This window comes from Veillonellaceae bacterium (assembly GCA_012523975.1).
Classification (GTDB): domain Bacteria; phylum Bacillota; class Negativicutes; order JAAYSF01; family JAAYSF01; genus JAAYSF01.
In genome coordinates this window covers 64,559-80,308 of record JAAYSF010000071.1, presented here as the reverse complement: position 1 = coordinate 80,308, position 15,750 = coordinate 64,559, and the positions used below count along the sequence as shown (strand labels likewise).

The 15,750-nt window shown below is 43.7% G+C and carries 14 protein-coding genes; 13 read left to right on the top strand and 1 reads right to left on the bottom strand.

Features of this window, described 5'->3' with window-relative positions; all coding sequences use genetic code 11:
• Window positions 1–8: 8 nt before the first annotated feature.
• Window positions 9–272, bottom strand: coding sequence for a 30S ribosomal protein S20 (locus GX348_09660; GenBank protein ID NLP42442.1), 264 nt, complete (start codon window positions 270–272; stop codon window positions 9–11).
• 232 nt (window positions 273–504) lie between these two features.
• On the opposite strand from GX348_09660, the gene GX348_09655 reads away from it, so the two are divergent.
• The 13 genes from GX348_09655 to mtaB all read left to right on the top strand — a co-directional run bounded on the left by GX348_09655 (window position 505) and on the right by mtaB (window position 15,725).
• A complete protein-coding gene (locus GX348_09655) occupies window positions 505–1,476 on the top strand; it encodes a GPR endopeptidase (GenBank protein ID NLP42441.1) in 972 nt (323 codons plus the stop codon).
• A 134-nt stretch (window positions 1,477–1,610) separates the two neighbouring features.
• Window positions 1,611–2,678 (top strand): stage II sporulation protein P, encoded by a 1,068-nt coding sequence (locus GX348_09650; GenBank protein NLP42440.1) that lies wholly within the window; start codon window positions 1,611–1,613, stop codon window positions 2,676–2,678.
• A gap of 2 nt (window positions 2,679–2,680) precedes the next feature.
• Complete coding sequence (locus tag GX348_09645) at window positions 2,681–3,151, top strand: hypothetical protein (protein ID NLP42439.1); 471 nt, start codon at window positions 2,681–2,683, stop codon at window positions 3,149–3,151.
• Between the two features lie 108 nt (window positions 3,152–3,259).
• The gene (gene lepA / locus GX348_09640; protein NLP42438.1) at window positions 3,260–5,056 is read left to right on the top strand and encodes an elongation factor 4; all 1,797 of its coding nucleotides are present in this window, start codon (window positions 3,260–3,262) and stop codon (window positions 5,054–5,056) included.
• Between the two features lie 20 nt (window positions 5,057–5,076).
• Complete coding sequence (gene hemW / locus GX348_09635) at window positions 5,077–6,210, top strand: radical SAM family heme chaperone HemW (GenBank protein ID NLP42437.1); 1,134 nt, start codon at window positions 5,077–5,079, stop codon at window positions 6,208–6,210.
• Window positions 6,211–6,309: 99 nt separating this feature from the next.
• The gene (hrcA, locus tag GX348_09630; GenBank protein ID NLP42436.1) at window positions 6,310–7,338 is read left to right on the top strand and encodes a heat-inducible transcription repressor HrcA; all 1,029 of its coding nucleotides are present in this window, start codon (window positions 6,310–6,312) and stop codon (window positions 7,336–7,338) included.
• A gap of 34 nt (window positions 7,339–7,372) precedes the next feature.
• A complete protein-coding gene (locus GX348_09625; GenBank protein NLP42435.1) occupies window positions 7,373–8,959 on the top strand; it encodes a chaperonin in 1,587 nt (528 codons plus the stop codon).
• A 63-nt stretch (window positions 8,960–9,022) separates the two neighbouring features.
• Complete coding sequence (grpE, locus tag GX348_09620) at window positions 9,023–9,589, top strand: nucleotide exchange factor GrpE (GenBank protein ID NLP42434.1); 567 nt, start codon at window positions 9,023–9,025, stop codon at window positions 9,587–9,589.
• Between the two features lie 27 nt (window positions 9,590–9,616).
• Complete coding sequence (gene dnaK / locus GX348_09615) at window positions 9,617–11,449, top strand: molecular chaperone DnaK (protein ID NLP42433.1); 1,833 nt, start codon at window positions 9,617–9,619, stop codon at window positions 11,447–11,449.
• Between the two features lie 119 nt (window positions 11,450–11,568).
• Entirely contained in the window at window positions 11,569–12,702 is a 1,134-nt protein-coding gene (dnaJ, locus tag GX348_09610; protein ID NLP42432.1) for a molecular chaperone DnaJ, read from the top strand.
• A gap of 29 nt (window positions 12,703–12,731) precedes the next feature.
• A complete protein-coding gene (gene prmA, locus GX348_09605; protein ID NLP42431.1) occupies window positions 12,732–13,670 on the top strand; it encodes a 50S ribosomal protein L11 methyltransferase in 939 nt (312 codons plus the stop codon).
• Window positions 13,671–14,405: a 16S rRNA (uracil(1498)-N(3))-methyltransferase gene (locus tag GX348_09600; GenBank protein ID NLP42430.1), complete on the top strand. Its 735-nt coding sequence runs from the start codon at window positions 13,671–13,673 to the stop codon at window positions 14,403–14,405.
• 21 nt (window positions 14,406–14,426) lie between these two features.
• Window positions 14,427–15,725 (top strand): tRNA (N(6)-L-threonylcarbamoyladenosine(37)-C(2))-methylthiotransferase MtaB, encoded by a 1,299-nt coding sequence (gene mtaB / locus GX348_09595; protein ID NLP42429.1) that lies wholly within the window; start codon window positions 14,427–14,429, stop codon window positions 15,723–15,725.
• The last annotated feature ends 25 nt before the right edge of the window (window positions 15,726–15,750 follow it).

The following is a 15,750-nucleotide window of genomic DNA, read 5'->3' as shown; positions in this document are numbered from 1 at the left end:
GTCTTTTCTTATGCTAAAGCTTGTATTTTGGTAGCTAGGCGAGACTTTTTACGAGCAGCGGCATTTTTATGAATAACGCCTTTGGCGACAGCTTTATCAATGATACTGCTTGCTTCGGTCAGGAGGTTTTTAGCCTCGTCGGCCTTACCGGCATCAATAGCTTCCAGAACTTTACGGGAGATACTTCTGATAGCTGTTTTAACCGGGAAGTTACGGGCGCGCCGTTCAGCATCAGTTTTTACACTGCGGATAGATGACTTAATATTTGGCAAGTATTTCACCTCCTTGCGAGCATGTTTACCTAAAATATTCTAGCACGTACTTATTCAAAAAGCAAGTAATAATTCATAGTTATTCAAAGAATATTGGCAGTAAAGACAAGGAATTATTAACCGGAGACTCGACGGCAGGTCGGTAGTTGTATAGGGCGCCCATATTTAGGAAAAGATAATGGCAAACTTAGTATTAAAGCAGTTTCCTAATAGTAATTAAGAGGTGAAATACATGAATTATGCTTTAAACAGCCCCCGCACAGACTTAGCCCTGGAAGCTCGTGAAATGCTTACTAAACGGGTTGAGCAAACTATTCCCGGAGTTCAAATGGAGACGGCCGAGGACGAAGAAGTTATTATTACCCGTGTCAATATTACTACTCCGCAAGCTGAACAAATGATGGGCAAAATGCGTGGTAAATATATCACAATTGAAGCTCAAGGTTTACGCTATAAAAATACTCCCCTGCAGGAAAATGTAATGAATCACTTAGCGCATGAACTCGCTGCCATGGCAAACTTACCGCTAAACGCAACGGTTTTGGTAGTTGGACTTGGCAACTGGAATGTAACCCCAGATGCATTAGGTCCTCGGGCTGTTGATAAAATTGTTGTTACCCGTCATCTACAAGAAATGCTCTCACCTGAGCTAAAAGGCGGTGTAAGATCGATATGCGCTATTGCGCCAGGGGTTCTAGGCATTACCGGTATGGAAACGGCTGAGATAGTTGCCGGGATAGTAGGTAAGATTAAGCCCAACCTGGTGATTGCTATCGATGCTCTTGCAGCGGCGTCTAGCCATCGTGTAATTACTACAGTACAGATTGCTAATACCGGTATCCACCCCGGGTCTGGAGTTGGTAACAAGCGTTTTGGTTTAACTCAAGAGTCACTAGGGGTTCCGGTAATAGCTATAGGGGTTCCTACCGTTGTACATGCCTCAACTATTGCCATGGATACTATTAATACCTTGCAGCAGCATGCTTCATTTGCGAGATACTTTAAAAGTATGGAGAATCTATCAGATAACGATCGCCAAGTTATCGTACGCCAGGTATTGCCAGAGACACTGGGCGATCTCATGGTAACACCAAAAGAGGTAGACAGGCTTATAGCCGACATTGCTGACGTTGTAGCTGGGGGGATAAACCAGGCGATGCATCCTAATATCGACTATGAAAATATTCACATGTACTTACACTAGTTAATTGTACACTCAAAGCAACATAGCCATTATGGTTTTTAATAGGTGAGTAATATCGTTTTGTTGCCAGGCATATACATTGTATGTAAACAATAACAATGACAGCTAAATCGTGGTTGTCACGGGAGGCAGCAATGTTATCGAGACGGCAACGCAAACAATATTACTCACGAAGTCGCGTAATCATAGTTAGCATTCTCGCAGGATTGTTTTTTCTTTTATCAGCGTGGGCGTTTCTTGTCCGGTCAGCTGTAGCTGTGCCGGCTGTGCCGGTATCAGCAGCATTAGGAGCTGATATTCTAAAAAAACAGGAACTAAAATGGCCCAACTGGGGTGAAGTGCTATTCTCGGGTCTGCCGCGATTTGATAAACAAGAGAAGACTACGGAAATAGTTAAAAAAGATTTATCAGTCCAGCATGTTTTACGGGGCGTAGTTATGCTGTTTACTGGTATCGATATAAAAGATATCCGCTCGCTATTTCATAGCGAAATTCCTATGATAAGCGTATTAAAGATAAGCCCCAAAAGTATCAGTACTACAACACTGCCGAACTTTCCCAAGTTTGACCCTGCGAGCCTAATGCCAAAAGGCAAACCGTTAGTCGGCGTTTACCATACCCATACTGCTGAAAGCTTTATCCCTAACAGCGGCGTCACTCACCGGCCAGGCGGGCAGAGGGGTGAAATTGTCGGGGTAGGTGAGTCACTGGTCAAGCGGCTGAAAAAGCATGGTGTTCCGGCTGTGCAATACACAGACATCCATGACTATCCAAGCTTCATGAAGGCATACGGGGTCTCTGAGGGCACTGTAAGAAAAATGTTGCAAGAGCACCCATCAATACAAATGATATTTGATATTCACCGAGATGCCGATAAAAAGGAAAATAGTACTATAGTTATTAACGATGTATCGGCTGCTCGAATATCGATAGTGGTTGCCACAGGACAGCAGGATCTTATTCAGCCTCATTGGCAGGAAAATCATGCATTTGCTAAATTAATTGATGCTAAATTAAACCAGCACTATCCGGGACTTTCAAAGGGAATCCATCTCGTTGATTGGCGCTATAATCAGCATTTACATCCACGTGCTCTTTTAATTGAAGTTGGGTGCCAGGAAAACACTAAGGAAGAGGCCGACCGAAGCATAGAAATGCTAGGAGATGTAATTGCAGAGATAATAGCCGAGAATAATAGTTAAAGTTGGAAACAGGAGAAGATATGTTTATCCGCCCGACATCAACAGAAACGGCCGTTATATTTCGTGGTGTGGCTGCTCTAATGCTTGCAGTGGTTTTTGGCGTCACACTTGCAGAGAACCAACTAAATAATCTAACGCATCGCCATGAGTATGTTCAGGCTATCAACCTAAAACGCGATACAACAGGGGCCTATTCATTTTATCTGTTGGGATCAGAATACAGCATCCGGGCTGTTTATAATGTAGCCCGGATTTCTCATGATGATGAAAAAATAGACATCGAGGCTGCAGGGCATAAAATTATTATACCTACAGCAATAGATTGGAACTATTTTAGGGCATTATGTAATCTGTGGCGTCAGCAATTCATTGGCGAGGCATTGCAATTCAAAAAATCTTTTGAGGGGCATTTGCAGGACTTTAGGTTAAAGAGCAGATACTATATTGAGCAGTACCGGCATGAGTTTAGGTAGCACTTGCAGCCTTCAAGCTCCAATGCTATAATTTGATACAGCATTATATTAGGTGTTTATTGGCAAAGTTCCCGCAAAAAAGGGTACAGCCGACAGAGAGGAGGATTTATGAATAAAGCAAATATCCGCAACTTTTGCATTATCGCCCATATAGACCATGGAAAATCGACTTTAGCCGACCGACTGCTGGAGCATACCGGCGCCCTCTCTGCCAGGGAGATGGAAAACCAGGTCTTGGATCAAATGGACCTAGAGCGTGAACGCGGTATTACTATCAAAGCACATGCAGTAAGGTTGGAGTATATCGCAAAAGATGGACAAGTATATATGTTAAATCTTATCGACACGCCAGGCCACGTTGACTTCACTTATGAGGTTTCACGAAGCCTGGCAGCCTGCGAGGGTGCGTTGTTAGTTGTCGATGCTGCGCAAGGAATAGAGGCTCAGACATTAGCCAATGTCTATTTAGCGTTGGAACATGACCTAGAAATTATTCCAGTGATAAACAAGATTGATCTACCGAATGCCGACCCTGACAAAGTCAAAAATGAGATTGAAGAGGTAATCGGTCTGGACGCCTCAGACGCAATCTTGGTAAGCGCCAAAACCGGCATCGGTATTGACGAAGTTCTTGAAGCTATCGTGAATAAGATTCCGGCGCCGGTAGGAAAGGCCGATCAACCTTTAAGCGCATTGATTTTTGATTCACATTTTGATGCCTACAAGGGTGTTATTGCTTATGTTAGAGTTATGGAAGGCACAATTAGGCCGGGAATGAAACTGAAAATGATGGCTACTGACAAAAAGCATGAAGTTACCGAGGTGGGGGTGTTCCGTCCCTACTTGGATAATATTAAGGAGTTAAGTGCCGGACATGTCGGTTTTGTTGCCGGGAGTATAAAAAACGTTAAAGATGTACGGGTCGGTGATACAATTACCAATGCTGACAATCCTATTTCGAAGCCTCTGCCCGGTTACCGCAAAATAACTCCGATGGTTTATTGCGGTTTGTACCCGGTAGAAAGCAACGAATATGAATCTTTGCGTGATGCTTTGGAAAAACTTCAGCTGAATGATGCTTCATTGTTGTTTGAACCTGAAACTTCGGTAGCGCTTGGTTTTGGTTTTCGCTGCGGCTTTTTAGGACTTCTGCATATGGATGTTATTCAAGAAAGGCTTGAACGTGAGTATAATCTCGGTTTGATTACTACAGCGCCGAGTGTTATTTATAATGTATTTAAAACTAACGGGGAAATGATTGCTATTGACAACCCGTCTAAGTTGCCTCCGGTGACTGAGATTGACCATATCGAAGAACCGTTTGTAAAAGCCACTGTAATTGTTCCTAACGATTTTGTCGGCGCAGTTATGAAATTGTCACAGGAAAAACGCGGTGAGTTTAAGGACATGAAATACCTCGATACGACCCGTGTAATGCTGACCTATCATTTACCGCTGAGCGAAATTATCTATGATTATTTTGATCGCCTCAAGTCCTCAACGCGCGGTTATGCGTCACTTGATTATGAGTTTTATGGCTATCAAACATCGCAGCTTGTCAAGCTAGATATTCTCTTAAACGGAGAACCTGTTGACGCACTATCGGTCATTGTTCATCGTGATAAGGCAGTAGCTCGGGGGCGCCAGCTTACCGAAAAATTAAGGGGAATTATCCCAAGACAAATGTTTGAAATTCCAATTCAAGCAACTATCGGCAATAAGGTAATCGCCCGGGAAACCGTGCGAGCAATGCGTAAAGATGTGTTAGCTAAATGCTATGGCGGCGATATTTCGCGGAAACGTAAATTGCTAGAGAAACAAAAAGAGGGCAAAAAGCGCATGAAGCAAGTTGGCAGCGTAGAAGTTCCCCAAGAGGCTTTTATGGCCATCTTAAAAATTGACTAAAAAGTAAAAGCGAGGTAACTATGAATTTAGGACTGTACCTCCACATTCCATTTTGCCGACAAAAATGCTTATATTGCGATTTTCCTTCATATACTAATATGGAATATTTATACAATGACTATGTTGCCGCCTTGAGCCGGGAAATTGCCGCTCAAGGCGGTATTTGTGCACATCATACAGTAGACACTATTTATATTGGCGGCGGAACGCCGACTTTGCTGTCAAACCAGCAAATTGGAACAATTATGAACAGTATCCGGCTGAACCTTAATCTGGCAGCCGATGCCGAAATAAGCATTGAGGCAAATCCCGGAACAGTCGATTATCATAAGCTTGTCTTTTTAAAAGAGTATGGAATAAACCGTATCAGTTTCGGTGTCCAGTGTTTTTCTGATCGTCTGCTAAGCAAAATCGGCCGAATTCATAGCTCATCTGACGCTGTCGAGACAATTAATATGGCTCGCAAGGCCGGGTTTGATAATATTAACATCGATTTAATGTACGGACTCCCCGGTCAAACAACGAGGGATTTGCGACATAGCATTGAAACTGCTGCTTCCCTTAATATTCAGCATCTTTCAATTTATGGTCTCAAGGTTGAAGAAGACACGCCTTTTGCTGAATTGCAGGTAAGCGGCAAACTAGATCTGCCGAATGATAATGATGAAGAAGAAATGTATGATCTGGCTGCTGCCTTGGCGCCGCACTATGGATATGAGCGCTATGAAATATCTAACTATGCCCGATTGGGCTTTGCATGTAAGCATAATCTTAAATACTGGCGTTACCAGCCTTACCTAGGTTTAGGAGTTTCGGCGCACACGTTTTGGGGTAAGGAAAGAAGAGAAAATACGACTAGTGTGGCTGAATATATCAAGGCCGTTAATGCCGGACGGCCAGCAGTAGATTTCCGAGAAACAATTACAACGCAAAACGCAATGGCTGAATATGTGTTTTTAGCTCTTCGGACGGTATCAGGTCTAAGATATGAAGATTTTAACAGCTACTTCGAAGATGATTTTTTGCAAAGATATCAGGAGGTAATTCAAGATTTAGAGCAGCGTAATCTAATTATTGCAGATTCGCTAGGGGTTCGAATGACTGAAATCGGAATGAAATATGGCAACATTGTATTTCTAGCTTTCATGGCGTAAAAGCGGGGAATATCCTTGACATTGATAAAAAGGAGTGGTATTTTTTTATTAGGTGTTAGCACTCCCTTCGATAGAGTGCTAACAATAGGAGGTGGAATGATGTTAGATGCGCGTAAAAGAAAAATTCTCCAGGCTTTGATTACCGATTATATTTCCACCGCAGAACCTATTGGTTCACGCACCATCGCGCGTAAATACGATCTGGGGGTTAGTCCGGCGACAATTCGTAATGAAATGGCTGACCTTGAAGTTTTAGGATATATTGAGCAACCGCATACATCGGCCGGACGTATACCATCTGTCAAGGGCTATCGTTTTTACGTAGACTCTTTATTATCGCCTGAGCAAGTGAGTGATAATGAAAAGGTACTAATTCAAAACTGGTATAATGCTAAAGTCCGCCGCGTTGAAGAGGTTTTCCAGGAAACTGCTAAGATTATATCGCGAATGACCAAGAATATCTCGATGGTTTTAGCTCCGCAGTTTTCCCAATGTATTTTTAAGTATTTGCAGTTTTTGCCGCTCGACGAGCGCCGGGTAATTCTCGTGGTTGTTACTGACACGGGTTTTGTTGAAAACAAGGTAATAAGTTTTCCGGAAGGTATGACGTTTGCTGATCTGCAGCAAATCGCAGCCGGCATTAACAGCAGATTAGCCGGGTTGCCTTTTGACAAAATAAAATCATCTATTCTACGGGAAATTCAAAATGATATCATACAGGACCGGCGTCTTTTTGATATTGCGCTTGGTGTTCTGCATGAAGCACTATCAGTTGAAAAGAATGAGCGTGTCTATTTAGGGGGCACAACCCAACTTTTAAACCAGCCGGAATTTCGCGATGTTGACAAAGTTAAAGAGCTATTGAATATTCTTGAGCAAGAAAAATTGCTACGTGATATTATGCATGTATCAGATAAAGACGGTATTTCTGTCAAAATCGGCGAAGAAAATAAATATACCGGTATCCAAGATTGCAGTATGGTGCAAGCGACTTATTCAATTGACGGGCAAGTAGTTGGTTCAATTGCTGTTCTAGGTCCGACTAGGATGGAGTACGGAAAAGTCATGGCAATCCTTGAGTTTATGCACGGCCACCTAGAGGAAATACTAAAGAAATATAAAGTATAGGCTATGCCTATACTTACATACGGGAGGATACGGGATGAATTTAAAACAAGCCGGCAGTGCGTCAGAAGTGGATGAGCGTCTGGCGGCACTGTTGACCAATGCAAATGCTGTCCGCGCAATTACAGCGGCAGTTGAAGGAACAATCGGCCCTAAAGGGCTTGATACTATGCTTGTAGATAGATTTGGTGAAGTTATCATCACAAATGATGGTGTAACTATTCTCGATAAAATGGATGTTAATCACCCGGCAGCTAAGATGCTGATTAATATAGCGAAAGCTCAGCAGGCCGAAGTTGGCGATGGTACGACTACCGCCACAATAATGGCCGGGGGCCTGGTATCCGAGGGTGTAAATCAGGTTTTACGCGGCGTGCCAATCGCACGAGTTATTGAGGGCATAAAGTATGGGGTAGCTAAAGCCATCGAAGAAATAAAAGTTAGTGGCCGGCAAGTGACTGATATTAACGATCCAGTTTTGAGAAAGGTTGCCATGATTGCCGGTCGTGAGTACGACGATATCGCCGATTTAGTTGTAAGCGCGGCAAAACTTATCGGAATTGAAAAATTGCGTGAGCCTAATTTTAAGTTATCCGATATTATAACGGCTGAAGAAGGCGCTAACAACGAAGTCTTTATGGGCGTCATTGTTGATAAAGAGCGCATGAATCAAGAGATGCCTTCCGAAATCAGCAATGGTAAAATTCTTATTATTGATGATGCCTTAGAGCCGGAAGAAATTGAAGATGAGGCGCTTAGCACTGAGTCTGGTTTTAAGCGTTATATTGAATTACAGGAAGAGTTCAAACAAAATATAAAGAAAATTGTTGACATGGATGTCAAGATTGTCCTAGTTGATCGCGGTGTTCATGATACCGCCGAAGAGATTCTTACAGATGCCGGCATTATGGTAATTCAGCGGGTGCCCGCTAAAGACCTTAGGCGCACGGCTGAACATGTCGGTGCCAGAATGATTAAACGTACCGGTCTTAAAAAAGAACTTAGCGATATTGAAAAGTATCTGGGCTTTTCAGAAAAAGCCTATGAGGACGAAAAACTCGAACAAGTGAGAATTCTAGGCGGTACCGGTAAACCAATGGCCACTATCTTAGTAGGAGCAGCTACTGAAGAAGTTGTCGGTGAACGTGAGCGTATTGCCAAAGACGCTGCATCGAGCGTACAGGCTGCTGTTAAAGGCGGTTATGTGCCTGGGGGCGGCTCGATAGAGATTGCTATTACTCGGCGGGTTGAAAAAGCTCGGGAGCAACTAAAAGGCATGGCGGCATACGGATTAGACTGTGTCGTAAGTGCCCTGAAGCACCCTCTTTCGCAAATTGTTGAGAACGCAGGTTATAATCCCTTAGAGAAAGTCGAAGAAGTTATTACTGCTCAAACTTCCCAAAATGCTGATTCGCTTGGTATCGACTGTGACACTGGAAAAGTTCATGATATGCTGGCGTTAGGCGTTGTTGATCCAGTGCCAGTCAAATTGCATGCCATAAAAGCAGCCGGCGAAGTTGCAGTGGCGATTCTGCGCATTGATACAATTATTAAAAAGAAAGAAGACGGAACTGCCGAGAGTAAGCCTAAAGCCGTTAATGACGCTGGATTGCCTGATTTTTAAAATATTAGGGCTATTAGCCGGTATGTCCGGCAAAAAAAGTGAACATTATGCGAGGTGACATAATTGACAGAAGAGCTTCGACAAGAACAGAATCAAGCCGACTCAGTTGCTGAAAATGTCGATAAAACGGAATTAAATGATAAAGAGAGTTATGTTGACAACCAAGAAATCAACAAAATATTGGCTGCGATCGAAGAGAAAAATCGCCTATTAGATGAAAGTACAGAGCGCATAAAACGTCTCCAGGCGGATTTTGATAATTTTCGCCGCCGTACCCGACAAGAGAAGGAAGAACTTTCAAATATTGTTGTTCAAGCAATAATTCTAGAATTATTGCCTGTGCTTGACAATTTTGAACGCGCCCTTGCTGCAGGGGAGACTCAAGATGCAGCCGGTTTAAAATCCGGAATAGAATTGATTTTCCGCCAATTGATTGGCATATTGGAGAAAAATGGATTAGCTCCTATACAGGCTGTAGGAGAAACTTTTAACCCGGAACGTCATGAGGCTGTAGCGAGGGTTGAAGATAGTGATAAGGAAGATGGAACTATTACCGAGGAGTTACAAAAAGGCTACATAGTCCGTGGTAGAGTGATCAGACCTAGTATGGTTAAAGTAGCAGTAAACTAATGGATAGTATTAAAGGAGGATTTTACAATGGCAAAGGTTATTGGAATTGACTTAGGTACGACAAATTCAGTTGTAGCAGTAATGGAAGGCGGTGAGCCTATAGTTATTGCTAACGCTGAAGGAAATAGATTAACACCTTCTGTTGTCGGTTTTTCCAAAACGGGAGAACGTCTTGTTGGACAGCTGGCTAAACGTCAGGCTGTTTCAAATCCGGAACGCACAATAAGTTCCATAAAGCGTTATATGGGAACTGACCATAAAGTAAAAATTGACGACAAGGACTATAATCCGCAGCAAATTTCGGCTATGGTTCTGCAAAAACTAAAATCAGATGCTGAAGCTTACCTAGGTGAAACTGTTACTCAAGCAGTTATCACTGTTCCGGCTTATTTTAGCGACAGCCAGCGCCAGGCAACCAAGGACGCTGGTACAATTGCGGGATTAGAAGTATTGCGTATTATTAACGAACCTACAGCCGCATCATTAGCTTATGGCATGGATAAGGGCGATGACCATACAATTTTAGTATTTGACCTTGGCGGCGGTACTTTTGACGTATCCATTCTTGAACTTGGCGACGGCGTATTCGAAGTTAAGGCGACAAGCGGTAATAACCGTTTGGGCGGTGACGATTTTGACGAGCGTATCATGAATTGGTTAATCGCTGAATTCAAGAAAGAAAATGGTATTGACCTTTCTAATGATAAAATGGCTGTGCAACGGCTAAGAGAAGCTGCTGAAAAAGCCAAAATTGAACTGTCAGGTGTTTTAACTACAAATATTAACTTGCCGTTTATTACTGCTGATCAAACTGGACCTAAACATTTGGATCTTAACTTGAGCCGTGCTAAGTTTGATGAATTGACTGCAGATTTGGTAGAAGCGACAATGGGGCCAACTCGGCAGGCGCTTAGTGATGCCGGGCTATCAGCGAAAGATATCGATAAAGTTATTCTGGTTGGCGGTTCTACGCGAATTCCAGCCGTACAGGAAGCAATTAAAAAATCACTTGGCAAAGAGCCGCATCGCGGCGTGAACCCGGACGAATGTGTTGCTATCGGTGCAGCTATTCAGGCCGGTGTACTAGTTGGCGAAGTTAAAGATGTACTTCTCTTAGACGTAACTCCGCTTTCATTGGGCATTGAGACGTTAGGCGGAGTATTCACAAAAATTATTGAACGCAATACAACAATACCAACATCGAAAAGCCAAATCTTCTCAACTGCTGCTGATAATCAGCCGTCGGTTGATATTCATGTGCTTCAAGGTGAGCGGGAAATGGCGTCATATAACAAAACACTTGGACGTTTTGAATTATCAGGTATTCCTCCGGCTCCGCGCGGCGTTCCCCGCATTGAAGTTACCTTTGATATCGACGCTAATGGTATTGTCCATGTATCAGCAAAAGACCTTGGCACCGGCAAGGAACAGAAAATTACAATTACTTCCTCTGGCGGTATGAGCAAAGAGGACATTGAGCGCATGGTCAAAGAGGCCGAAGCTAACGCGGCTGAAGATAAAAAACGCAAAGAAGAAGTAGAAGTTCGAAATAACGCCGATTCACTAGTATACCAAGCTGAAAAAACTATTAAGGAAATGGGCGATAAGGCCGATAAAGCTTTGGTAGATAAGGTTCAGCAGGCTGCTGATAATCTCAAAGAAACGATTAAAGGCGGCGATATCGAAAAGATTAAAGCCGATACCGAAGAACTGACCAAACCGCTTTACGAATTAACTGCAGCTGTTTATAGCAAGACTGAAGGTGCTGAGGGCACTCAAGCGCAAGACCAGCCTCATCAAGGCGCTGGCAAAGACGAGAAAATCATTGACGCTGAAGTAGTTGACGAAGATAAGAAGTAGAGCATAGATTAGTCAAGAACCTAGTAATACAAATGCGACTCCGGCTCTTATACAGGGCCGGAGAGCTATGTTTAAGGACTTTGGGGTATTATCCCAAAATTGTAATAGGATGGTGCAATGTGAGTAAACGCGACTATTATGAGGTTTTAGGCGTATCCAGGACAGCATCAGATGACGAAATAAAGAAAGCGTTTCGCAAACTAGCCCGTAAATACCATCCTGACGTTAACCGTAATAATCCTAAAGAAGCTGAAGAAAAGTTTAAAGAGATCAATGAAGCATATGAAGTATTGTCTGATTCGGGGCGGCGCGCCCAATATGACCAGTTTGGTCACGCGGCATTTGAAGGTGGGGCAGGAGCTGGTCAGCAAGGTTTTGGCGGACCGGGCGGTGGCTTCTCAGATATATTTGATATGTTTTTTGGTCAGTCAGGCTTTGGCTTTGGCGGACGTCAGAATGGTCCGGAAAAGGGCGCTGATTTGCGTTATGATATGGAAATTACATTTGAACAAGCTGCGTTTGGTGTGGAGAATGAAATTCAGATTCCTCGCACCGAGGAGTGTAATGCCTGCCAAGGGACCGGGGCGGCACCTGGAACGCATCCAGAAACTTGTCAGCATTGCAAAGGTACCGGTCAGGTTCAAGTGGTGCAGAATACCCCGTTTGGCCGGATGGTAAATGTCAAGGCCTGTGATCGTTGTAATGGTGAAGGTCGGATTGTCCGTACGCCTTGTAAAGAATGTCACGGGAAGGGCAAGGTTCGCAAGCGGCGAAATATAAAAATAAAAATTCCGGCAGGCGTTGATAATGGGTCACGCTTGCGGGTTGCACACGAAGGTGAGGCGGGGCAGCGGGGAGGCCCTCCAGGCGATTTGTATGTTTATATTTTCGTAAAACCGCACAAACTGTTTACGCGAGAAGGTAGCGATATAATTTGTGATGTGCCGATTAATTTTGTTCAGGCGGCGCTTGGTGATGAAATCGATGTACCTACTCTTGACGGAAAATTAAAGCTCAGGATTCCAGAGGGAACTCAGTCTGGAACCATTTTTAGGCTAAGGGAAAAAGGAATTCCTCACTTGCGAGGCCATGGCCGCGGTGACCAGCATGTCAGAGTTAAAGTGCTTACGCCTCAGAAACTCACCGATAAGCAGAAAGATTTACTCCGGGAATTTGCCAAAACGTGCGGTGACAATGTAAACCCAGAGCAAAAGACCTTTTTCAAGAAGGTAAAAGATGTTTTTGGGGTATAAGTTAACAATTCGGGATAAGGGGGATTATCATGAAATGGGCCGAGATTAGTATTCAGACAAGTCATGAGGCTACAGAGGCCGTAGCTAATATTTTCCATGAGTTAGGCTCAAGTGGTGTAGTCATCGAAGATCCCGAACTTGTAAACTCATATCGTCGCTCAGGTGCTTGGGATTACACTGACATTCCGGAATTTACTGATACCGAGACGGTGACCGTTAAGGCGTATCTGCCGGCCGATGATCAATTGGATGAAAAGCTTCGTTTGTTTAAAAGACTGTTTAATGAATTAGCTGTTCATAACTTAGATCGGGGCAGTGGTATTTTTAATTGTCATGAAGTAAATGAGGAAGACTGGTCTTCAGCTTGGAAAGAATATTTTCATCCTGTGAAGATTGGTGAACGTATTGTTATTAAACCCTCATGGGAAGAGTATCAAGCGAGAGACGATGATCTGGTAATTGAACTCGATCCCGGTATGGCCTTTGGCACGGGTACACACCATACTACCGCGATGTGCTGTCGCTGTCTGGAAGATGTAATTAGACCAGGTGTTACTGTTTTTGATATCGGCACAGGTTCCGGAATTTTGTCAATAGCGGCGGCAAAACTCGGGGCAGCGAAGGTTGAAGCTGTTGATCTTGACTTAGTGGCAGTACGGGTTGCCTGTGAAAACGTTGCTATTAACAATGTCCAAAACATTGTTAAAGTAGCGCAGGGGGATTTGCTGACTGGGATAAACGGCAAAGCCGATGTCGTAATTGCTAACATAATTGCCGATGTTATTATAAAAATGGCTCCTGATATTCCAGATTATTTAAATGATAATGGCTACTTTATTGCTAGCGGCATTATATCTGAACGGTTGAGCGATGTCAGCACCGCCATTGTTGACCAAAACCTTGTAATTGAAAAGGTTTTGGAGGAAGGCGGCTGGGTCGCGGTGGTAGTTAGCAAGGGGGAGCATTAAGTGCGCCGCTTTTTTATCAATTCACCGTTAGCGCCCGAAATTCTGATTACTGGTGACGATGTCCGCCACATTGGCAAAGTGCTTAGAATGCAGGTGGGAGATAGTTGTGTTGTTGTTGCACCCGATGGCAGTGCAGCAGTTGCTGTTATTAAGTCTATTACAAGCAGCGAAGTTATGCTGAGTTTGACAGCCGTCATCGATGATAATAAGGAGCCGCCAGTTAAGATAATTTTAGTCCAAGGATTGCCGAAAAGCGATAAGATGGACTATATCGTACAAAAGGCAGTAGAACTTGGAGTTTATAAGGTTATACCCATGCACGCTGCCCATAGCGTTGTCCAATATACAGATCAAAAGAAAGCGGCGCGCGTTGAGCGTTGGCAAAAGATAGCGGCAGAGGCAGCTAAACAGTGCCGGCGTAGCCTTATACCGCAGATTTCAAATATTCAAAGTTTACATGAAGTACTATCAAGTCTTGAGGGCAAGGCTGAAATAATAATGCTCTACGAAGGGCAGACCAAGGTGCGGCTGCGAGACATATTAACAATGTCCCACGCTGAAGCTATTGCTATTATCGTTGGTCCAGAGGGTGGATTCAGCGACGAGGAAGTCGGGCTAGCAAGCCGGCGAGGTGCAGCAATCGCTACAATGGGGCCGCGGATTTTGCGTACCGAGACAGCGTCTGTGGCCGCTGTGGCAGCTGTTATGTATGCCTGTGGCGACCTTGGAGGCTAGAAACTACTGGGAGGATATAGCGTGCCAAGTGTTGCTTTTACTACTTTAGGATGCAAAGTAAACCAATTTGAAACCGAAGTTATGGAAGGTCTGTTTAAACAGAAGGGATATAGTATTGTTAGTTTCGAAACGGAGGCTGACGTTTATATTATTAATACTTGCTCGGTTACTCACTTAGGGGAAAAAAAGTCCCGCCAGGTTATTCGGCGCGCAAACCGGCTTAATCCCAAGGCCATAATTGCGGTAACGGGTTGCTATGCCCAGGTATCCCCTGAAGAGGTACAAGCCATTGAAGGAGTAGATGTCATTGTTGGTACGCGTGAACGCCACCGCATAGTTGAACTTGTTGAAGAAGCAGCTGCGTCAAGAAGTAAAGTAAATGCTGTAACCGATATTATGTCAGCCGATACCTTCGAAGATATACCACTTTTTAATATGCCAGGCCGGACCCGCGCTTTTTTAAAAATTCAAGAAGGCTGCACTAATTTTTGTACATACTGTATTATTCCATATGCGCGCGGCCCGCTGCGTTCCCGGTCTTTAGATAGTATCAGTGCCGAAGCGCAGAAGTTAGTTTACGCCGGTTTCAAGGAAGTTGTCCTGACTGGAATTCATCTTGGTGCCTACGGTCAGGACCTTGATAATGAAACTTCTTTGGTCGACGCTGTAAAAGCAGTTCTTTCAGTAAATGGTCTTATAAGACTGCGTTTGGGGTCATTGGAATCCATTGAGGTTTCAGACGAGCTTATTGGGCTGATGGGCAGTGAACCAAAATTATGCCAGCACCTGCATTTGCCGCTGCAAGCCGGTGATGACAGTATTCTTGCGGCAATGAACAGGCATTACACTACGCAAGAATATAAAGCATTAATAGAGAATATCCGCCAACAAATTCCTGGAATAGCTATATCCACAGATATAATTGTCGGGTTTCCGGGCGAGACTGACGAGATGTTTAATAACGCTCTTCGATTTGTCGATAGCATGAATTTTTCGCGGATGCACATCTTCCCCTATTCACGGAGGAGTGGGACCCCTGCAGCCGATTATCCTAACCAAGTAACCGAAGAAACTAAAAAATATCGTGCTCAGGCAATGGGAGAACTTGCCGTTAGAAAAACAGCCGATTTCGAGAAGCAGTTTATTGGTACAAATGTTTCGGTTCTGTTTGAAACAGAACAAGAAGGGATTGTTGATGGATTAGCTGGCAACTATATCAGAGTTTATGCCAGCGGACATGCTGATTTGGCTGGCAGTGTGAAGAAAGTACAAGTTGATAAAATCTATAAAGATGGGCTTTGGGGAACGATTATTGATTAATTTTCCAGTGGGTGAACTTTTTTGA

Coding starts and splice junctions, on each gene's coding strand:
- GX348_09655 (NLP42441.1), top strand. CDS start 505: ATGAATTATGCTTTAAACAGCCCCCGCACAGACTTAGCCCTGGAAGCT.
- GX348_09625 (NLP42435.1), top strand. CDS start 7,373: ATGAATTTAAAACAAGCCGGCAGTGCGTCAGAAGTGGATGAGCGTCTG.
- prmA (NLP42431.1), top strand. CDS start 12,732: ATGAAATGGGCCGAGATTAGTATTCAGACAAGTCATGAGGCTACAGAG.
- GX348_09650 (NLP42440.1), top strand. CDS start 1,611: ATGTTATCGAGACGGCAACGCAAACAATATTACTCACGAAGTCGCGTA.
- hemW (NLP42437.1), top strand. CDS start 5,077: ATGAATTTAGGACTGTACCTCCACATTCCATTTTGCCGACAAAAATGC.
- dnaK (NLP42433.1), top strand. CDS start 9,617: ATGGCAAAGGTTATTGGAATTGACTTAGGTACGACAAATTCAGTTGTA.
- lepA (NLP42438.1), top strand. CDS start 3,260: ATGAATAAAGCAAATATCCGCAACTTTTGCATTATCGCCCATATAGAC.
- hrcA (NLP42436.1), top strand. CDS start 6,310: ATGTTAGATGCGCGTAAAAGAAAAATTCTCCAGGCTTTGATTACCGAT.